This window comes from Inhella sp., from assembly GCF_027532025.1.
Classification (GTDB): Bacteria; Pseudomonadota; Gammaproteobacteria; order Burkholderiales; family Burkholderiaceae_C; genus Inhella.
Map to the genome: position 1 here is coordinate 1 of NZ_JAPZSY010000007.1, position 18,426 is coordinate 18,426.

General features: G+C 70.5%; 16 protein-coding genes and 1 pseudogene. 2 read left to right on the forward strand and 15 right to left on the reverse strand.

The genetic code is table 11. The features are described from left to right. Window positions 1-157: 157 nt before the first annotated feature. From O9335_RS01895 to O9335_RS01920, 6 genes are all read right to left on the reverse strand, one after another. Entirely contained in the window at window positions 158-1,450 is a 1,293-nt protein-coding gene (locus O9335_RS01895) for a hypothetical protein (RefSeq protein ID WP_298382718.1), read from the reverse strand. Between the two features lie 39 nt (window positions 1,451-1,489). Beyond that, a complete protein-coding gene (locus O9335_RS01900; RefSeq protein WP_298382721.1) occupies window positions 1,490-2,227 on the reverse strand; it encodes a hypothetical protein in 738 nt (245 codons plus the stop codon). 177 nt (window positions 2,228-2,404) lie between these two features. Next, entirely contained in the window at window positions 2,405-3,040 is a 636-nt protein-coding gene (locus O9335_RS01905; RefSeq protein ID WP_298382724.1) for a hypothetical protein, read from the reverse strand. 309 nt (window positions 3,041-3,349) lie between these two features. Further along, window positions 3,350-3,538: a hypothetical protein gene (locus tag O9335_RS01910; protein ID WP_298382726.1), complete on the reverse strand. Its 189-nt coding sequence runs from the start codon at window positions 3,536-3,538 to the stop codon at window positions 3,350-3,352. Window positions 3,539-3,648: 110 nt separating this feature from the next. Continuing rightward, entirely contained in the window at window positions 3,649-4,338 is a 690-nt protein-coding gene (locus O9335_RS01915) for a hypothetical protein (RefSeq protein ID WP_298382728.1), read from the reverse strand. A 48-nt stretch (window positions 4,339-4,386) separates the two neighbouring features. Continuing rightward, complete coding sequence (locus O9335_RS01920) at window positions 4,387-6,807, reverse strand: prolyl oligopeptidase family serine peptidase (RefSeq protein ID WP_298382731.1); 2,421 nt, start codon at window positions 6,805-6,807, stop codon at window positions 4,387-4,389. A 97-nt stretch (window positions 6,808-6,904) separates the two neighbouring features. Here O9335_RS01920 and O9335_RS01925 point away from each other — a divergent pair, with 97 nt between their 5' ends. Further along, complete coding sequence (locus tag O9335_RS01925) at window positions 6,905-8,290, forward strand: M17 family metallopeptidase (protein ID WP_298382734.1); 1,386 nt, start codon at window positions 6,905-6,907, stop codon at window positions 8,288-8,290. A 68-nt stretch (window positions 8,291-8,358) separates the two neighbouring features. Here the strand turns inward: O9335_RS01925 and creD are convergent, their stop codons facing one another. Genes creD through O9335_RS01950 form a run of 5 tightly spaced genes read right to left on the reverse strand, consistent with a single transcriptional unit; the run spans window position 8,359 to window position 13,230 of the window. Continuing rightward, complete coding sequence (gene creD / locus O9335_RS01930) at window positions 8,359-9,681, reverse strand: cell envelope integrity protein CreD (protein ID WP_298382737.1); 1,323 nt, start codon at window positions 9,679-9,681, stop codon at window positions 8,359-8,361. A gap of 54 nt (window positions 9,682-9,735) precedes the next feature. Further along, on the reverse strand, window positions 9,736-11,163 hold the full coding sequence (creC, locus tag O9335_RS01935; protein ID WP_298382740.1) for a two-component system sensor histidine kinase CreC: 1,428 nt from the start codon (window positions 11,161-11,163) through the stop codon (window positions 9,736-9,738). After that, window positions 11,164-11,808, reverse strand: coding sequence for a response regulator (locus tag O9335_RS01940; protein WP_298382743.1), 645 nt, complete (start codon window positions 11,806-11,808; stop codon window positions 11,164-11,166). It lies immediately after the preceding gene. Beyond that, window positions 11,805-12,428, reverse strand: coding sequence for a MarC family protein (locus tag O9335_RS01945; RefSeq protein WP_298382746.1), 624 nt, complete (start codon window positions 12,426-12,428; stop codon window positions 11,805-11,807). The genes O9335_RS01940 and O9335_RS01945 overlap by 4 nt, the downstream gene beginning before the upstream one ends. Before the next feature lie 22 nt (window positions 12,429-12,450). Further along, complete coding sequence (locus tag O9335_RS01950) at window positions 12,451-13,230, reverse strand: helical backbone metal receptor (RefSeq protein ID WP_298382749.1); 780 nt, start codon at window positions 13,228-13,230, stop codon at window positions 12,451-12,453. Window positions 13,231-13,400: 170 nt separating this feature from the next. Here O9335_RS01950 and O9335_RS01955 point away from each other — a divergent pair. Continuing rightward, window positions 13,401-13,745, forward strand: a pseudogene (locus O9335_RS01955) (RNA recognition motif domain-containing protein); the annotation flags it as partial. Between the two features lie 109 nt (window positions 13,746-13,854). On the opposite strand, the gene O9335_RS01960 reads toward O9335_RS01955, so the two are convergent. The 4 genes from O9335_RS01960 to O9335_RS01975 all read right to left on the reverse strand — a co-directional run bounded on the left by O9335_RS01960 (window position 13,855) and on the right by O9335_RS01975 (window position 18,414). Further along, on the reverse strand, window positions 13,855-14,760 hold the full coding sequence (locus tag O9335_RS01960) for a transglycosylase SLT domain-containing protein (RefSeq protein ID WP_298382752.1): 906 nt from the start codon (window positions 14,758-14,760) through the stop codon (window positions 13,855-13,857). Window positions 14,761-14,841: 81 nt separating this feature from the next. Further along, entirely contained in the window at window positions 14,842-15,144 is a 303-nt protein-coding gene (locus O9335_RS01965; RefSeq protein WP_298382755.1) for a transcriptional regulator, read from the reverse strand. Continuing rightward, window positions 15,141-16,091 (reverse strand): sodium-dependent bicarbonate transport family permease, encoded by a 951-nt coding sequence (locus O9335_RS01970; RefSeq protein WP_298382758.1) that lies wholly within the window; start codon window positions 16,089-16,091, stop codon window positions 15,141-15,143. Before O9335_RS01970 ends, O9335_RS01965 begins: the two co-directional genes overlap by 4 nt. A 31-nt stretch (window positions 16,092-16,122) precedes the next feature. Continuing rightward, window positions 16,123-18,414, reverse strand: a complete 2,292-nt coding sequence (locus tag O9335_RS01975; protein WP_298382761.1) for a hypothetical protein — start codon at window positions 18,412-18,414, stop codon at window positions 16,123-16,125. Window positions 18,415-18,426 lie beyond the last annotated feature (12 nt).

Genomic DNA, 18,426 nt, shown 5'->3' on the forward strand with positions numbered 1-18,426 from the left:
GAAGTCGTCGGTGGCCATCGGATGCTGTCCTCGATCTCCCAGGAAATGCCGCCCATTGAATTGAATTCCGGGAGTTTCGACCATCCGAAATCACCCGAAAGTCATTCAAAAACAACGGGTTGGGTCATTTGCAGGGCCGACTACTGAGCCGCCGGATTCAAGGCGGGCGTTGGTACAGCGGCAAGGCGGCGATGCGGTCGCTGATCTTGCGCCGCTCGGCCTCGTAGCCGGCGCCACCGACGCCGCCGTATCGGCTGCGAAACGTCCCCTCGCTGAGGAATTCGGGCAAGTCGTCCACACGAGGGAACAGGCTGTCCTCCGCCACGCCGATGGCAAGCGCGGCCAGCACGCCGGCCGGGTCGGCGGCGGCATGGCGGCCCAGGGCGCTGCCGGCGTCATCGGCAGCCAAGTCGTTGAACGAAAAGCCGCTGCCCCCACGGGCGTCGGCCAGCTCCTTGCCCAGGCCCAGGGCTCGGGCGAGGGGCTCGTTGCCTTGCCAACTCAGCCAGGCGGAGATTAGGAAGTGCTGGGCCATGTCGTCGCGCTCGGCCATCACCAGGCGCAGGGGCGGTGGGTTGGGGCTGGGTTGATCCAGCAGGGGCGCGGGCGAGCGACCCACGGCGTGCAGGGCCAGGGTGAGCAGCAGGGCGCCCAGTTCGGGCTCGGCCTGGGTGCTGCCGGCCTGCACACGGGCCAACGCGGGTCGGGCCAGCGTTTGCAGGGCTTGGGGCACGCCCCAGGTGCGTTCGCCGGGGGTGGGTTGCGCCAGCACGGCCTGCCAGGCGCTGTGATGGGCCGCGAGGGCTTCGCGCTCTGGCGCGGGCAGCAGGCGGCCGGCCGTTCCTGCAAGTTGGCGCCCATTGACGCGATCTGACGCCCAGTTGACGCGCAATCGACCTGGAAGGGCCCGCCAACCGGTGACGGTGGCGGGCAGTTCACGCCAGGCCGGGCCCAGCTTGCTGTCGAGCGCGCGCTGCGCGGCGGCGTCCACCCACGACGGGGGCAGTGGCAGGCGGCCCAGGCGGGCCGAGACGAGGCGGGGCCACAGGCCGGGGCGCTGCTCGGCTATGTCGAAGCGCAGGTCGAGGTTCAGCCACAGGGCCCCGCCCGCGGTGGGCCAGTTGCCGCGCAGCTGGGCGACATCGGGGCCGAGGCTCAGGTGCGCGCGGGCGCCGGGCCGGACGCTGGCCAGTGCGGGGGCGATCAGGGCGTTGAGGTCGGCCTCGGCCAACCACAGGCCGGGCTGGGCACCGGGGCGCTGCCGCTGATCCCGCAGCTGTTGCAGCCAGCGCTGTGCATGGGCCCACGGCCCGCTGGTGTGGCCCAGGCTGGGTTCCGGCGCGGGCAGCGAGGGCGCGGTTTGCAGTGCCAAGGCCGCGGCCGCCACGAGGGCGATCAGGGACAACGCCAGCAGGCGGCGCGGCCAGCGCCAGGGGGACGAGTTGGGCATGGCCGCAGTCTGCCAGCCGGCCCCGTGCGCCCTCGCGGCTCAGAAGCGATACGCGGTGGTGAGTCTCACCTCATGGCTTTTGGTCCCGTGGCCGTTTTCCCCGCGCGGACGGGCGGCCATGGCGCCCAGTTCCCAGTTCGGGGTGGGCGTCCAGCGCAGGCCCAGGGCTTGGGTGGGTTTGAGGTGCTGTTTGCCGTAGGTCTCGGCCAGCAGAGACAGGATGGGCGTGACGGCGAACTCGTAGGCCAGACCCCAGGCCTCGGCCTTCTCGTTCGACCCGTAGCCCACCACGTCCGACGTCAGGTTGGCGTGCACGCGGTGGCGTTCGCTCAGTGTTTGTGAGTACGCCAGTCCCACGGCGCGGTTGGCCCGCTGCCACTCGGAGCCCCCGCCACGCGGGTCTTGTTCGCTGAGCAGATAGGTCAGCGTCAGGGCGCTGCTGCGGTTGTCACTCTGCCAAAGCCGAGTTTTGCCGCTCAGGCTGCGCGTGTCGCCGCCTAGGCGGTAGAGGTCGGTGCCAACTTGGGCCGATGCATTGGACCGGGCGACGCCCACGTTCAGCTCTGTGCCCCAGCCGATGCCGCACGCGAGCGCCAGGCCGCGGTCGGTGCCATCCGCCTTCATCCAACTGCTGCGGAACTCCGATTTCCCCCACAGGGCCTCGCCCCGGCAGTCCCCCCGATCCAGCACGTCGGCCGATTGGGTGACCATGGGGCCGGCCGCGTGCGCGGTGGCAAGGGACAAAAGGGCGATGGAGGCAGCGAGTTGACGAGACATGGCAACCGTTCGGTGAAGTAAGGGGGTCGCATGCGCGTGTTGCCAGCACCCGTCGTGGCCGACCTTGCGACCAAGTGCCAGACGGCGGCCGAGAAGTGGAGAAGGCGAGGGGGCACCGGTGGGGTGCCTCCCTCGCCTTCCCGGTCGTCACCCCGGGGTGGGGCGACGCGGCGCCGCTCAGAAGCGGTAGGCCACCGTGGTGTTGAACTGCGTCACGCGGCCGTTGATGCCGTTGTCCAGGCGCGGGCGGGCGACCATGGCGCCGACCGACCAGTTCTTGGCCGGGGCCCAGCGCACGCCCAGGGCTTGCGTGGGCTTGCTGTCTTCCTCGCCGTAGGTTTCGGCCAGCAGCGACACGGTGGGTGCCACGGCGTACTCGTAGCCCAGGGCCCAGCCCTTGGTGCTGTCGCCGCCTTTGGCGATGGTGACGTTGGCATTGGCGTGCAGCTTGTGCTTCTCGGCCAAGGTCTGGGTGTAGGCCAGGCCGACGCTGCTGGCGGCGTAGTCGAAGTCCAGGTTGCGCTGGCGCAGGCCGTGGATGCCGTAGGTCAGTGCCAACTTGCCGCCCACCTTGTCGTCGTCCCACAGGCGGGTCTTGCCGACCAAGCTCAGGCCGTCGGCCTTCTCGTTTTGAAACTTGATGCGCTCGCCGACCAGGCCGATTTGGGTGCCGTCGATGACGCCACAGTCGGCGCGCAGGCCGAGATGGGTGACGTGGAACTTGGCGGCGCCGAGCTTGGCGTTGTCGCGGCCCCATTGGCCTTCGACATCGCAGTTGCCGCGGTCGAGGATGTCGGCCGACTGGGTGGTCATGGGACCAACAGCGAAAGCCGAAGAAGCGGCAACAAAGGCGGTAGTAGCGAGCAGAAGACGTTTCATGATGGGAGTTCCTGTTGAGTGCTAGGGGTTCCCATGGTGCCGGCGGTGGCATGAAACGGGCCGACGAAGCGACCAACTGCGGGATTCGGGGCGGGAGGCGCGATTGGGGAGGGTTTTCCCGCAATTGGCGCCGTGTGTCCGCGCGCAGGTGCTGCGAGGCAGGCCAACTCGGCGCTGAAAAAGTAAGCGCCGGCTCACTGGCCGGCGCTCATCGTTGAAAGGGAAGGTGGGGTTGGGGTCGGCTCAGCGCTTGCGGTCCAAGCGCAGGGCGCGTTCCACGCCGCGGCGGCCGGCGCCGAAGAAGGGAGCGTCAAAACAGGTGTGCTTGGGGCCTTTGTCGGCCAGCGTGCCTTCGGGCAGGCTGTCGATGCCGGGTTGCGACAGCGCACGGCGCTGGGCGGACGGGGCGCGATTGGGGGCGGTGGTCAGCATGGCGTTGTTCTCGTCTCATCCGGCCCGGGTACGGGAGGGCTCGGTTGAGGCAGCAACGCGGTGCACCGCCGCCCCGTTGACACGGGGTGGCAAAAAAGCGCGGGCGGGGGTCAGAACGCCAGCTTGGCGCTGAGCAGCACGTCCTTGGCCTTGGGGCTGCCGCGGCTTTGCGAGGCCATGAGCCCCAGGCTCCAGGCCTTGCTGGCCTGCCAGCGCAGACCCAGGCCCCAGGCGCTGTCGCTGCCGTCGCTGCCATAGGTTTCGCCGAGCAGGGCCCATTCATCGCCCAGGGCGTACTCGGCGCCCACGGCCCAAGTGCCGCGGCGGTCGCCGCCGTCGCGCTCGCGCACGAGGCCGGCGTTGGCGTGCAGGGTCAGGTCGCCCACGCCTTGGGTGGCCACCAGCGCGAGGCTGGTGCTGGCGTAGCGCAGGCTGTCGCCCGGGGTTTTGGCCCAGGTGAAGCCGTAGGCCAAGGTCAAGCCAAAGCCGCCTTCCGGGCGCGGAATCAAGGCGGTCTTGCCGCTCAAGCCGAAGGCGTTGGCCGATTCGCCCTCGGCCGAACTGCGGGCGACGCCCAGGGCCAGTTGGGTGCCACGCAGCAGGCCGCAGCCGGCTTTGGTGGACACGGTGCGAACGCTGAGGGAGGCCACCTTGGTGCGGTTGGCGGTGGATTCCCACTCGCACTCGCTGACGCCGAGCACGTCAGCGTCTTCGGTGGCCATGGGTGCGCCCGCCCACGCGTTGGGGGCCATGGCGGCGGCCAAAATCAGGGCGGGCAGGGTGGTCAAGCGGGCTTTCATGCGGTCTCCGGAAGGGCTCGATCGTCCGGATTGTCGGCACCGGCCTGGTCAGGGCTGGGCAGGCACGCCACCGGTGTGGCGTTTCATCCACTCGCTCATTTCCCACAGCACGTGGCCCTGGCTTTCGCGGGCGGTGTAGCCGTGGCCTTCGAACGGCAGGCTGACGAAGCGAACGTTGCCGCCGGTGCCCGCCAGCGCTTGGTACAGGCGCTGCGACTGCAGGGGGAAGGTGCCGGGGTTGTCGTCGACCTCGCCATGCATGAGCAAGAGGGGCTCCCTGAGCTTGTCGGCCACCAGGAAGGGCGACAGCTTGAGGTAGCTGTTCGGCGCCTCCCACAGGGTGCGGCGCTCGGCCTGGAAGCCGAAGGGGGTGAGCGTGCGGTTGTAGGCCCCGCTGCGGGCGATGCCGGCCTTGAACAGGTCGGTGTGGGCCAACAGGTTGGCGGTCATGAAGGCGCCGTAGCTGTGGCCGCCGACGACCATCTTGTCGCGCTCGCTCACGCCCAGCTCCACCGCCTTGTCGATGATGGCCTGGGCGTTGGCGGTGATCTGGTCGATGAAGCTGTCGTTCACCGTCTTGGGGTCGCCGACCACGGGCATCGTGGCGTCCATCAGCACGACGTAGCCGTCGAGCAAGAGCATCAGCGGGTTGGTGCTGCCGAAGGTGTTGAAGCGGCTGGTGCTGCCGCTGACTTGGCTGGCGGTGGCCGCGTCGGTGAACTCCTGAGGGTAGGCCCACACGAAAGTGGCGCGCGCGTCACCGGCGTTCTTGCCCTTGTGGCCCGGGGGCAGGTAGAGCCAGAAGCTGAGCTGCACGCCATCCGGTCGCTTGAACTGGATGCGTTCGCGCTGGATGCCGCGCAAGCTCGGCGTGGGGTCGGCGTTCGCGGTCAGGGGCTTCATGTCGGCGAAGCCCTCGCCGCTGCGCAGCACCCAATTGGGCGGCTCGGCAAAGGTCTCGCGGCGGGTCAGCAACTGGCCGCCGGGCAGCAGGGCCACGGCTTGCTCGAAATGGGTCTCGCTGGCCTGGAACAGCCGGGTGGTCTTCTGCGTGGCCAGGTCGAAGCGGTCGAGGAAGGGGCGGTCACCGCCCGGGCTGGCCCCGGCGCCGGTCAGCAGCAGGCTGCCTTGGTCTTGGCGAACGACGGCGCGGCCGTTGCCGGGGAGCACCCGCATTTGGGGCTGCCCGGGATCGCGGTAGCGGTCGCGCAGCGAGCGGTCTTGCCAGCGCAGCGGGGCGGCGCTGCCGTCCAGGGCCAGCCAGTCGGCGGTGATCCAAACGCGGTCGCGGTCGAACTCGGTGACCATGGCGCGAGACGCGCTCTCGGAAAAGCTCAGGCCCATCAGACGGCCGGCCGTCTTGTGCAGTTCGCGGGCTTCGCCGGAGTAAGGCGCGTCCAAGCGCATCAGGCGGTCGCGGTGCGGCACCTTGGTGTTGGGGTTGCCGCCGTCCAGCGCCTCCACCCAATACAGGGCGCCATCGGCCAAGGGCGATGCCCAGAACTGGCGCGGGCCGGTGACCACGCCCTCCACCGGCACGCCTTCCTTCAGCGGCACGCGGGCCAGCTCGCGCAGGGGCTTGCCGTTCAGGTCGGTGACGGCCACTTGCGTGGCGAAATCGTTCCAGGCCACTTGGTAGCTGAAGGGCGGCACCAAGCGCTCGGTCAGCAAGGCGGTGGCCGCACCCACGGTTTGCACGCGGCTGTAGAGGCCAGGCGCGCCAATCGGGCGAACGCTGCCCGTCTTGAGGTTGACGCGCAGCATCTGGCTGGTGGCCAGGTGGGTGAACAGGGCTTCGTCCTGCGGGTTGCTGAGCAGGTTTTGGAGCGTGCGCTCGGGCGAGGTCTTGCCCATCGACTCTTGGACCGTGGGCCCGGTGGGCGCGCCTGCGCTCGGCGCAGGGCCCAGGCGCTCGGGCACCGTCAGCACCACCAGCTCATGGGGACCGAGCCAGGCGGGGTCGTTGTCCAGCACATGATTCAGTCGCACGCCGGCAACCCGCCGCAGCGACGGCCGGGCGACCTCCGCCGTCCACAGCTCGGTGCCGGCGTCGGTCCGGCGTTGCAGGAGCAGGCGTGCGCCATCGGGCGACCAGCGCAGCCCATGAAAACCACCGCCGGGCGGCAGGGGCACGGTCACTTCGGCGCCGCCGGTGGCGGGCATCAGGCGCAGGGCTTCGATGGGGGTGATCAGCGCTGGGCCGCGGGCCGCAGCGTCCAGCCGCAAGCCGGCCAGCCGGGTCACCGGCCGGGCCTGCTCGGCCACCGGGCGGTGGCGGCGCGGGGTCACGATGGCCATCCAGCGTTGGTCGGGCGACAGGCTGGTTTGCGGCAGCACGGGCGCGTCCAGCACCTCGCGCATGGCGGCCGACGGCTGCTGGTACGCCAGGGTTTGGGCGCTGGAGGCGCCGGGGGCGCAAAGGCTGGCCACCAGCAAGGCCAGGGCGGTGAGGGCATGGAAGCGGGGCATGGCGGTCCGGTGCGGCGGAAGAATCCGGCACCCTAGCAGGGCGCATCGCAGAATGCCGCTTGTCACCCCTTGCCCACCCTCCTCCTCTCGCCGCGCCATGACCGTCACCCTCGTCGCCAAAAAACTGCCCGCCAGCACGCCCATCTTCTGCACCAGCACCGCCACCTGGACCCAGGACCGACAAGCCCTGAGCGCCCCGCAACGCGCCTGGGCCCAATCCACCGGCTTCAGCGGCAAGGCCGACAGTCACCTGCTGTTGCCCGACGAGGAGGGTGGCGTCGCCCTGGTGCTGGCCGGCGTGCGTGCGGCCGACGACCCCTACGCCCTGTCCGCTCTGCCGCAGGCCCTGCCCGCCGGCCGCTACCGCCTGCACGTCGACGGCTTGGGCCTCGACCCCCAAGCCGCCGCGCTGAGCTGGAGCCTGGGCGACTACGTGTTCGACGCCTACAAGGCCCGGGGCCGTGTGGGCGCCGAGCTGCTGCTGGCGCAGGGCCCCGAGGCCGAGCGCGGCATCGCCGTGGCCGGCGCCATGACGGCGGTGCGCGACCTCGTCAACACCCCTGCCGAGGCCATGGGCCCCCAGCACCTGGAGGCCGCCGTCAAGATGCTGGCCAAGGCGCACAAGGCCAAGGTCAAGGTCTGGGAGGGCGAGGCCCTGCTGAAGGCCAACTTCCCCGCCATCCACGCCGTGGGCCGCGCGGCCGCGGCCGACCGCCAGCCCCGCTTGATCGAGCTGACCTGGGGCGACGCCAAGGCGCCGCTCTTGAGCCTGGTGGGCAAGGGCGTGTGCTTCGACAGCGGCGGCCTGGACATCAAGCCCGCCGACGGCATGCGCCTGATGAAGCAGGACATGGGCGGTGCGGCCAACGCGATCGGCTTGGGCCTGCTGGTGATGGCGCTCAAACTGCCGGTGCGCCTGCAGCTGCTGATCCCGGCGGTGGAGAACGCCATCAGCGGCAACGCCTTCCGCCCCGGCGACATCTTCCGCACGCGCAGCGGCCAGACCATCGAAATCGGCAACACCGACGCCGAAGGCCGCGTCATCTTGTGCGACGCGCTGACCTACGCCGCCGAAGGCAAGCCCGACCTGATCGTGGACATGGCCACGCTCACCGGCGCCGCCCGCGTGGCCCTGGGCGCCGAGCTGCCCGCGCTGTTCACGCGCGACACGGCTCAAGGCCGCGAGCTCACCGACCTGGGTCTGGCCGAGAAGGACCCGCTGTGGCCCCTGCCGCTGTGGCAGGGCTACCAGGTGCTGATCGACACGCCCGTGGCCGACATCAGCAACAGCGGCAGCAGCCCGCTGGCCGGCGCCATCACCGCGGCCCTGTTCCTCGAACGCTTCATCCCGGCCGACCAGCCCTGGCTGCACATCGACCTCTTTGCCTGGAACCCGCTGGCCCGCCCGGGCCGCCCCGTGGGTGGCGAGGCGCAGACGATTCGCACCTTGCTGCACTGGCTGGAGCGCCGCTACAGCGCTTGAGGCCGACCCCACGCGCAAAAGCCCGCCGAGACCACTCGGCGGGCTTTTTCATGGGTGCTGGTTGGACTTCAGTGGGCCGCAGGCTGCCCCAAGCGGTACCAGTCCACGTCGCGCGTGGCGCGCATGGCGGCGGCCAAGAGCGCGAACAGCAGCAGGGTGCCCAGCAGCAGCGAGGCCTTCTCGAGGTTCAGCACCACGTACAGCGCGCCGTACAGCAGGCCCACCCCAGCGCCCAGCCCCAGGCCCCCGCGCCAGTGCCCGAACAGGCCGCGCCCGTAGTGCGCCAGCAGGGCCGAGGCGGCCGCGGCGGCCAGGGCGTAAGCCAGGCCAAAGGCCAGGTGCTCCGACAGCGCCAGCAGCAGCAGGAAGAACATCGCCAGCGCCAGCCCGACGAAGCCGTACTGCACCGGGTGCAGGCGGTGACGGCCGATGAGTTCGGCCAGCATCACGGCGGCCAGGGTCAGGGCGATGAACAGGAAGCCGTACTTGAGGGCGCGGTCGCTGAGCGAGTAGGGGTTGACGGGGTCGATGAGGGAGACCCCCAGCACGTCCTCGCTGGCCCTGCCGTGGCGCAGGTCGGCCGCGGCGCTGCTGGCCAGTTCCGTGACCCGCCAGGTGGCGGCAAAGCCGCTGTCACTCACGCTGCGGTCCACCGGCAAGAAGCGACCGTGGAAGCTGGGATGGGGCCAGGGCGAGCGGACTTGCGCTTGCACGGCGTTGGCCGCGGGCAGCAAGCGCAGCGATTCCGTGCCCAGCAGCTCCAGGCGCAGGTCCACCTGCAAGGGGGCCTCGGTGCTGCCGGTCGGGGTGGGCAACAGGGCGTGAAGGCCTGCGCCGCCGCTGCCGTTGCCAGGTCGGGCGGGCAAGGCCGAGCCTTGGGCCAACACGCTGACGCTGCGCAGCCCGCGGGCGTCGGACACGTCCAGCGCAAGCGCCATCGGCCCACAGCGCATGCTGCCTTCGAGCTTGTCGCTGCGGGGGTTCAGGTCGGGGGTGGTGTCCCACACGGCGCTGAGCTGCAGCGGGGCCACGAAGGTATTGACCTTGAACAAGCCCCGCTCCAGTTGCTGGGGTTTGAGCTCGCCCTGCACTTGCAAGGAAGCCGGTGTGCTGCGCAGCGCGAAGTCGCGCCGCTGGCGGCTGCGCCGCTCCACCTTGCCCCGGTCGCCCTCGGTGGTTTCCACCGCCGTCCACTCCTCGGTGCAATCGCGACGCAGGTAGGGGCCGGCGATGAGCTGCGGCCCTGCGGTGGCCTGGGCCACTTCTTCCTGCGCCGACTGTTGGCGCGCCTGGCGCTCGTTGACCAACCAATCGATGCGGGCCAACACCATCGTCAAGCCCAGCCCCACCGCCATCAAGCCCAGGGCCTTGGCCCACGCTTCCCGTCGCATGCATCGCTCCTTGTCGTTGAGAAGCGGCCATGCTCGGCCGGGGCGGTGAAGCCCTCAGGGGCTGTGTGAAGGCAGTGTGAAGCGCACGCGAAAACCCGGCTGCGCGTTGTCAAAGGCCAAGCCTCCCCGGTGCAACGTGGCCACCTGGCGGGCGATGGCCAGGCCCAGGCCGCTGCCTTTGCGTCCGTTGGGCTTCGTGCTGGCCACGAAGGGCTCGCCCAGCTGGGCCAGCAGGGCCTCGGGCACGCCGGGGCCGTGGTCGCGCACGGTCACCGTGGCTTCCAGGCCGTGGCGCTGAAGCTCCAGTTCGATGGCGCTGCCGGCGGGCGCGAAGTCCACCGCATTGCCCAGCAGGTTGTGCAGCAGCAGGGCCAGGGCCTCGGGCTCGGCATCCACCGTCACGGCTGGCCAAGGCTGGGGCTCGACCACGCGCAGTTGTCGCTGCTCGCAGCGCGGGCGCAGCTCGTGAAGGGCTTGGCGCAGGGCCTCGTCCAGGCGCGTGGGCACCGTGCTGGGGGTCGCCTGGGCTTCGAGTCGGGACAGGGCCAGCAGGCGCTCGACCAAGGCGTGCAGGCGGTCGCTTTGCTCCACCACTTGGCGCGCGAAGCGTTCGCGGTCGGCGTCGGGCAGGGGCTCTTGCAGCAGCTCGCCAGCGCCGCGCAGGCCGGTGAGCGGGCTTTTGAGCTCGTGCGTGAGCGCGCGCACGCGACGCTCCCAGGCTTCACGGCCCTCCAGGCGGCGGCGCATGGCATCCATGGCCTGCGCCAGCTCGCCCAGTTCGCCGGCCAGCACCGGCGCTTGCAGCGCGCTGCCGGCCTGCACCTGGCTGGCGTAAGCGCGCAGGCGGCGCACGTTCCACACCAGCCAGGCCGTGACGATGCCGCCCAGCAGCAGCGAGGCCGCGAACAGGCCCAGGCCCAGGCGCCACACCCGCCGTTCGGTGCGCGCGATGAGCGGCGCCAACGAGGCCACGGGCTTGCCGACGCTGGCCACGCCGATGAGTCGACCCTGGGCGTCGCGCACCGGGGCCGCCACCTGCAGCACCAGGCTGGTGTCGTCCTCGGGCTGGGTGCGGGTGGCGCGGGCGCCGTACTCGCCGCGCAGGGTGCGCAGCACGTCGTTCCAGCGGCCGTAGTCCTGCCCCACGGCGCTGGGGCTGCCGGTGTCGATCAGCACCCGGCCTTGGGCGTCGGTGAGGTAGATGCGCAGATCCAGGCGTTCCTTCTGCAGGCCCCAGATCTGTGCGTTCAGCTCGCGCTGGCCGAAGCGCTGCAAACGCGCCGCCAGGGGCGCCAAGTCGCGGCCGGCGGCCAGGTCGTCGGCGGCCATCTCGGCCACGAGGTTGGCGGTGTCGACCAGCAGGTCTTCCATCACCTCGCGCACGTTGGGCTTCACCTCGCCCAACACCACGCGCAACATGAACCAAGCCGTGAGCCCACTCAGCACGAAGAAGGCCAGCAGAACGCGGAAGCCCAGATGCATTCAGCGGTCCAGTGCGTACCCGAGTCCACGGTGCGTGCGGATGGCGTCGTCGCCCAAGCCGGCCTCGCGCAGCTTGGCCCGCAGGGTCTTGATGTGCGTGTCCACCGTGCGGTCGAGGCTTTCGCTGCCCGGACCCCAGGCGGCGTCGAGCAGCTGCTCGCGGCTGAGGGTGCGACCCTGCGCGGCGTGCAAGGCCTGCAGCAGGGCCAGCTCGCGCCGGGTGAGGTCCAGGCGACGGCCTTGCACATGGGCGTCGAGCGAGCCCACCACCAGCCCAGGCGAGGTGGGAGCGCCGCGCCGCAGCAGCGCGCGCACCCGCGCCACCAATTCGCGCACCCCGAAGGGTTTGGCCAGGTAGTCGTCGGCCCCCAGCTCCAAGCCCAACACCTTGTCCAGCTCTTCGCTGCGGGCGCTGAGCAGCAGCACCGGTGTGGTGTCACCTGCCTGGCGCAGGGCGCGCAACCAATCCAGGCCCGAGCCATCGGGCAGGCCGATGTCCAGCACCGCCACGCGCGGTGGTTGCTGCGCCCAAGCCCGGCGGGCGTCGGCCAACCAAGCGTGGTGCTCCACGGCCAGCCCCTCGCGCTGCAGGGCGAAAGCCACCGTCTGTGCGATGGCCGGGTCGTCCTCCAGCAGCAGGATCACCGAACGCCTTTGGCACCCAGGATGGGGAACAGCTCGACGAGCCCGCTTTGCAGCAGTTCCACCGCCAAGGCGGCCAAGATCAGGCCCATGAGCCGCGTCATGATGTTGATGCCCGTGGTGCCCAGCACGCGGGCGATCCTGCCGGCTGCGCTGAACACCAGCACCACCACCAGCGCCACCACCACGCCGTAGCCCACCAGCACGGCTTGTTCCCACCACATCTTGGACTTTTGGGCGTAGATCACCATCGTCGAGATGGTGGCCGGTCCGGTCAGCAGCGGGATGGCCAAGGGCACCACGGCGATGTTGGCGCCGGCGCCTTCCGTTTCGACCTGACCGCCCTCGGGCGGCTTAGCGTTGAGCATCTGGAGCGCCGTGATGAGCAGCAGCGTGCCGCCGCCCACCTGGAAGCTGGCGATGGAGATGCCGAAGAACTCGATCAGCTTCAGGCCGAGCAAGGCGGAAAGCCCGATCACCATGAAGCAGGTGAAAGCGGCCACGCGGATGGTTTGTTGGCGTTGCGGGCGGTCGAACTCTTGGGTGAAGGCGATGAAGAAGGGCAGGATGCCGATCGGGTTCACCATCGCCAGCAGGGCGACCAGGGGCTTGTAGAGGTCCATGCGAGGGATTGTGGGCGCCGGCTCAGCCCCTGAGGCTCCGCACATACGCCAGACCGGCGGCGGTGCGTGCCCCCCACCAACTGCACAGCTCGCCGTCCACCAGGCGCACCCGCGCCTGCGGCGCCAGCGCCTGGACCTCGGCCAGGTGCGCGGGGCCGAAGGCGTAGGGCTCGCTCGACAGCCACACTTCGTCGGCGGCGCCCCAGGCGGGGTCGTCGGCGGCCAGCACCGGGTACCGGGCGGCGCCTTGAGCGCCGCCATCTCGCTCGGGCAGGCTGCGCCAGCCACCGGCCTGCAGCAGGCGGGCGATGTAGGTGTCGCGCGCCACGCTCATCCAAGGGTCACGCCAGATCAGGTACAGCACCGTGGTCGAGGCCCCGTTGGGGGGCGTCCAGGCTAGCGCGGGCACCAGCTCGGCCTGCAGCGCAGCGGCTCGCTCGCGCACGCCAGGCAGGTGCGCGAAGGGCTCGGCCAGTTGCTGGATCAGGGCGGGCACGTCGGCCGGCCCCTGTGGGTGCGTGACGATGAGGGACAGGCCCCGCGCCGCCAGCGTTTCGGCCGTTTCGCGCCGGTTTTCGTCCACGTTGACCACGACGTGCGTCGGCGCTAACGCGAAAAGCCGGTTCAGTTGCACGTCCTTCGTCCCCCCAACCTTTGGGATGTCGCGCACCGCGGCCGGCGGTTGGGTGCAAAACCCGGTGCGCGCGACCAACCAAGGCCCCAAACCCAGGGCCAAGAGCAGTTCCGTGGCCGACGGCACCAGGCTGGCGATGCGAGGCGAGCCAGCTTCAAGGGGTGGCATTGCGGGTTTTCTCTCGGGGCATAAAACCAACAGCAGGGGGTGAAGAGGTGTCCATCGTCACGAAGGGCCCGAATAATGCAGCGGCCGGTTGGACGCGTTGATTCGTTGGTTGAGATGGGTTGAAGCTCCGTTCTGGTTCCCATGTGATTTGAATAGGTTAGAAGCTCCCCATGAACAACAAGCTCTATGTCGGCAACCTCGCCTACAGCGTGCGCGACGAGTCCCTGCAACAGGCCTTTTCCCGCTTTGGCACTGTGAACTCCGCCAAGGTCATGATGGACCGCGAGACCGGCCGCTCCAAGGGCTTCGGTTTCGTCGAAATGGCGACCGACGCCGAGGCGCAAGCCGCCATCAACGGCATGAACGGCCAAGCCTTGGAAGGCCGCCCTGCCGTGGTGAACGTGGCCCGTCCGCGTGAGCCGCGTCCTGCGGGCTTCTCCAGCCCCTACGGCCGCGGCCCGGGCGGCGGCGGTGGTGGCGGTGGCTACCGCGGCGGCAACGACCGCGGCGGTTACTGAACAAGCTGCCCGATGGTTGGTGGGCACCCGCGGCAAGCGGGTGCCCCAGCAACAGCCAGTTCCTCTGAAAAAGCCGATCCGCGGCTGCGGGTTGGCTTTTGTTTTTTCAGCGCCAGCGGCCGGGCCCGCGGATGAGCGCCAAGGCGGGTGACGGTTCGGTCACCGTCGCGTCGAAGGGGTGATCACGCCGGCCGCCCAGCAGGGCAAGGATCTTGCTCACGTAGGCGCGCGTTTCGGCGTAGGGCGGGATGCCCCGGTAGCGGTTCACGGCGCCTTCGCCCGCGTTGTAAGCCGCCAAGGCCAACGCGAGATCGCCCTCGTAATAGGCCAACAGCCAACGCAAATAGGCCATGCCGCCCCGCAGGTTCTGCGTGGGGTCCTGTGCTTGCCGCACGCCGAAGCGGCGCGCCGTTTCGGGGATGAGCTGCATCAGACCCTGGGCGTTCTTGGGCGACACGGCATTGGGATTGAAGTTGGACTCGGCCGCGGCCACCGCCAGCACGAGGGCGGGTGCCAGCCGGTATTCGGGTGCCACCAAGTTGACGAAGCGCACGATGACCTCGGGCGCGTTCGGAGGCGGGGCGGGCCATGGGCGCTCGGGGGTCGGTCGCGCGGCGGGCTTGGGGGCTTGGGCCACCGGCGGGTCGCCATCGGGCGGGCGCAGACAAGGGGGCGGCGGGCCCAGGGGCTCGCCCAGGCGCGCCGCCATGTTTTGCGCTTGTGTGAGGCCTTGCTCGGCCGCGGCGGCGAACAGGTGGGCGGCTTGGGTTTCGTCGCGCAGGATGCCGCGCGAGTGCGTCAGCATCCAGGCCAGGTTGAACTGCGATTCGGCGTCGCCGAACCGCGCCGCGCGGCAGTAGAGCTGGGCAGCGCGCTCAGGGTCGCGCGCGCCGTGCTCCCCGTGTTCCAGCGCGATCGCTTCGGTGCGCCAGCGCAGCACCTGCTCGGGCACGACGGCCCCTTGCTCTTGCGGCGGCGGGGTGTAGCGTGGCAGGTCTTCCAGGCGCAGCACAGGCTCGCGGCTGGGGGGGGCTGGTGGCGTTGCCGGACGTGGCACTGGCCAGCCCGAGGCACAGCCAAGCCAGCAAGCGCATCAGTAGCGTTCCGCGCGCAGCACGGTGACGTCGCTGAAGTACAGCACCACGCTGTAGTGCGCCGCGTACTTGCTCAGCACCGCCTGGGCGATGGCGTCGGCCACGGGGGTGTCGCAGATCACCTTGATCTCGATGGTCCGGTCGGCCTCCCAATCGCCGTCGCGCTCGCCCTCGGGGAAGGCCCCTCGCACTTCGTTGATGGTCCAGGCGTGGGCCTGGTGCCGCTTGAGCTCGGCCAGCAGGCGCGGCTCCAAGGCGGCCTCGGCCACCACGGTGAGCTTGGTCTTGGGATGCTTGTTCATCGCACGAAATGCGGGGCCAGGTGCAGGTACAGCGGGATGCCCACCAGCAGGTTGAAGGGGAAGGTCACGCCCAGCGCGCAGGCGATGGCGAGGCCCGTGTTGGCTTGAGGCACCGCGACGCGCAGGGCGGCAGGCGCGGCGATGTAGCTGGCACTGGCGGCCAGGGTGGCGAGCAGGGCCACGCCCCCCACCTGCAGGCCCAGCAAATGCCCGGTGGCGGCCCCCGCCAGGCCCAGCAGCGGCGGCAGGACGCAGCCCACGAGCACCAGCTTGAGCCCGTGGCGTTTGAGCGCGCCGAGCTGACCCCCAGCCACCAGGCCCAACTCCAGCAGGAACAAGGCCAACACGCCCTTGAAGGGGTCGATGAACACCGCTTTGATCGGCGCGACGCCAGCGTCGCCCGCCACGGCCCCGATGAGCAGGCCGCCCATGAGCAGCAGCACGCTCTTGCCCAGCAGCACTTCGTGGGCCAGCAGGTCCCAGCGGATGCGACCGCTGCCCTGGTCGCTGCGCTTGAGGGCCAGGCGCGCCAGGACGATGCCCATGATCAAGCCAGGGGCCTCCATCACCGCCACCCACAGCGCGGCGTGCGACTCGAAAGGCAGGCCCGCGCGCTGCACGGCGGTCAGCGCGACGGCGAAGGTCACGACACTGACCGAGCCGTAGTGCGCCGACAGGCCGGCGGCATCCACCGGGGTGAGCCCAGCCAGGCGCAGCAGCGGCGCCACCACCAGCGGCACCAAGGCGCCCAGGGTGACGACGGCCAACACCTGCGGCAGCAGGTCCATCAAAGGCTGGCGGCTGAGCTCCAGACCGCCTTTGAGCCCGATGGCCAGCAGCAGGTAGATGGTGAGGGTTTCGTACAGGGCCTCGGGCAGGCGCAAGTCACTCTTGACCCAGCGCGCGAACACCCCGAGGGCGAAAAAGAGAACAACGACGTCAAACATGGGAGCGGATTGTCCGGGAGGGCGTCTTCGCTCAGCGGCCCCCGCCTTCTTGCCACTTCACGAACAGCTCGGTGCGGGCCTGGGGCTCTCCCGCGGGCCGGGCGTGGCTGGCACCCACGCTCCAGTTGCGCAGCGGACCTTCGCGGGCCAGCCAGGTCAGGGTGCTGGTTCGCTCGCGGTCGTCCCAGCCGCCCAGGCCGGGTTCGTCGACGCGCTGGCTGCGCGTGCGCTGGTGCACCAGGCGCAGGGCATGGGACGCCGACGGCAGCAGCACCAGCTTCAGGGCGTTGCTGCGCTCGCTCAAGGCCCAGCCCCCGGCGGGCGATTGCAGGCGGCTGCGCGCCGCTTGCCATTCGGCGAGCAGTCCCCAGCCGCCGATGGACTGCCGGTAGCTGACGAACAGCGACGCGTTGGCGCCGGGCACGACACGGTCGGCATCCACGTCCAGCAGGCGGCCGGCTTCCAGCTCGAGGTTGACAAACGCCAGCCGCGGGCCTGGGTGCGCCCCCACGCCCAGCGACAGGCTGCGCGCCGCGTGCAGCTCTCCGCCGGTTCGGGCGCGCAGACGCTGCAGGTTGACGTGGCCCCACAGCTCGGTGCCGCTGGCGCCGAGCAAGAACCAGCCTGGTTGCAGCGCTTGGCCGACGGTTTCGCCGCCGGGCACGCCACGGCGGGCGTCGCGCAGGGTTCGCACCTCTTGCAGGCGCAAGGAGCCTTCCAGCTCGGTCAGCGCGAAGGCGCCGGTCGCATCGGCCTCGGGGTGCAGCGCGTAGTGGGTCTCCACGGTGGTGCGGCGGATGCCAGCCCGGGGCACGAAGCCGTTGTCGTTGACGAAGCCTGCTCCGATGGATTCCCAGTGCGCGTTCACCCGCCAGTGCTCGCCGCGATGGCGCCACAGCAGCCAGGCGTTGTGGCTGTGGCGCGCCCGAGCGCGTTGCAGCCGGCCCTCCGGGTCCAGCTCAGTGCTGTCCTGGCTCCACAGGGCGTGGCCGCTGAGCTGCTGGGTCTCGCTGAGGTGCCACAGCCCGTCGAAGCCGGCGACTGCGGTGCGGCGACCCGCGCCCCAATCCCGCAGGCTGACGAGGGGCGCCAGCGCGCCGGTGCCGCCGTCGGCCCCCAGGCCCCAGCGGTGGCGGGCGAACAGCAGCGTGGAGGGCAAGGTGCTGTCGGCGCGGTCCGTGGCGTAGGCGCCGGGACGCAGCCAGGTGCCGCCGGGCTGGTCGCGCATCAACAAGGCGGTGGCTTCGTCGTGCACACCGCGCCAAGTGGCGCGCAGCCCGCTGCGAGGCGCGGCCACGGCGCGCGAGTAAAACGCCGCCAAGCCGGGCGCCAGGCCCCAAGGGTCGGGCGGCTGTTGGCCCATGACGTCGCTGCTTTCTAGGAAGAACGAGCGTTTCTCGGGCAGGAAGAGCGCGAATGGGGTGTTGCCGCTGAGTTGCGGCGCGTCCAACTCGTCCTGAGAAAAATCGGGCCGCCAGAGCCCGTCCAGCACCCAGTCGGCGCGCGGACGCCACTGCAGGGCCAGGCCCAGGTTGGTGCGCTGCGTGCGGCTTTCGCCGTCGGTGCGCCGCCAAGTGCCCTCGGCCTTGATGCGCAGGTGGCTGGCTTGGAGCCAACTGGGCGGCAAGGTGCTCAGCGCGTCGAGCGTGTGCATGTCGCGCAGGAGGTTGGTTTCTTGCCGCTCGCGGCCGGTGCTGGTCAGCGAGAGCGGCGTCTCGCGCGCCACCCGGCGCTCGAAGGCGAAGCGCCAGGGCAACCCGCCGTCTTGGGCGTAGCGCAGGTTGATCAGCGGCCAGCGGATTTCGACGGTGTAACCCTCGGGCGTGCGCTGGGCGGCGGCTTCGACTTCGAGGAAGTCGGGCGTGTCGTCCTCCTCGTCGGTGGTGGCGGTGTAGAGGCCGTCGGCCACCACGCCAGCGGGGTTCACGCGCAAGACCTGCGCCACCTGTTGGCGGCCCGTGGCGTCGAGCCAGACGGTGACCGAGTCTTGGTCGGGCCACACCTGGTCGCGCCGCAGCAGCGGTGCGCGCAGGCGCTGTGGTTCGGGGTCGATGGCGGTGATGGCGAACACCAGCGCATTGGGCTCGACCAGCACTTGCACGCGCGTGCGGTAGGCGCCGGCGTCGGGCCGCGAGTCGGGCCGGAACTGGCGAAAGGCCTCGAAGGTTGGCACCTCGCGCCAGACGGCGTCGTCCAAGCGACCGTCGATGCGGGGTCGGGCTTCGTGCGGCCCGAGCACGTGGCCGGGCAAGGGGGGCGCGGCGAAGCTCGCGGCAGCGCCCAGCAAGACGCTGCCAGCAGCGCTGCGAAAGAAGGCGTTCATGGTGTGGGTCGG

Bases quoted from the DNA above. Each gene is read 5' to 3' on its own strand.
- O9335_RS01965 (WP_298382755.1), bottom strand. From the start codon at position 15,144: ATGAACAAGCATCCCAAGACCAAGCTCACCGTGGTGGCCGAGGCCGCC.
- O9335_RS01910 (WP_298382726.1), bottom strand. From the start codon at position 3,538: ATGCTGACCACCGCCCCCAATCGCGCCCCGTCCGCCCAGCGCCGTGCG.
- O9335_RS01945 (WP_298382746.1), bottom strand. From the start codon at position 12,428: ATGGACCTCTACAAGCCCCTGGTCGCCCTGCTGGCGATGGTGAACCCG.
- O9335_RS01920 (WP_298382731.1), bottom strand. From the start codon at position 6,807: ATGCCCCGCTTCCATGCCCTCACCGCCCTGGCCTTGCTGGTGGCCAGC.
- creC (WP_298382740.1), bottom strand. From the start codon at position 11,163: ATGCATCTGGGCTTCCGCGTTCTGCTGGCCTTCTTCGTGCTGAGTGGG.
- O9335_RS01975 (WP_298382761.1), bottom strand. From the start codon at position 18,414: ATGAACGCCTTCTTTCGCAGCGCTGCTGGCAGCGTCTTGCTGGGCGCT.
- creD (WP_298382737.1), bottom strand. From the start codon at position 9,681: ATGCGACGGGAAGCGTGGGCCAAGGCCCTGGGCTTGATGGCGGTGGGG.
- O9335_RS01950 (WP_298382749.1), bottom strand. From the start codon at position 13,230: ATGCCACCCCTTGAAGCTGGCTCGCCTCGCATCGCCAGCCTGGTGCCG.
- O9335_RS01900 (WP_298382721.1), bottom strand. From the start codon at position 2,227: ATGTCTCGTCAACTCGCTGCCTCCATCGCCCTTTTGTCCCTTGCCACC.
- O9335_RS01905 (WP_298382724.1), bottom strand. From the start codon at position 3,040: ATGACCACCCAGTCGGCCGACATCCTCGACCGCGGCAACTGCGATGTC.
- O9335_RS01970 (WP_298382758.1), bottom strand. From the start codon at position 16,091: ATGTTTGACGTCGTTGTTCTCTTTTTCGCCCTCGGGGTGTTCGCGCGC.
- O9335_RS01915 (WP_298382728.1), bottom strand. From the start codon at position 4,338: ATGAAAGCCCGCTTGACCACCCTGCCCGCCCTGATTTTGGCCGCCGCC.
- O9335_RS01925 (WP_298382734.1), top strand. From the start codon at position 6,905: ATGACCGTCACCCTCGTCGCCAAAAAACTGCCCGCCAGCACGCCCATC.
- O9335_RS01895 (WP_298382718.1), bottom strand. From the start codon at position 1,450: ATGCCCAACTCGTCCCCCTGGCGCTGGCCGCGCCGCCTGCTGGCGTTG.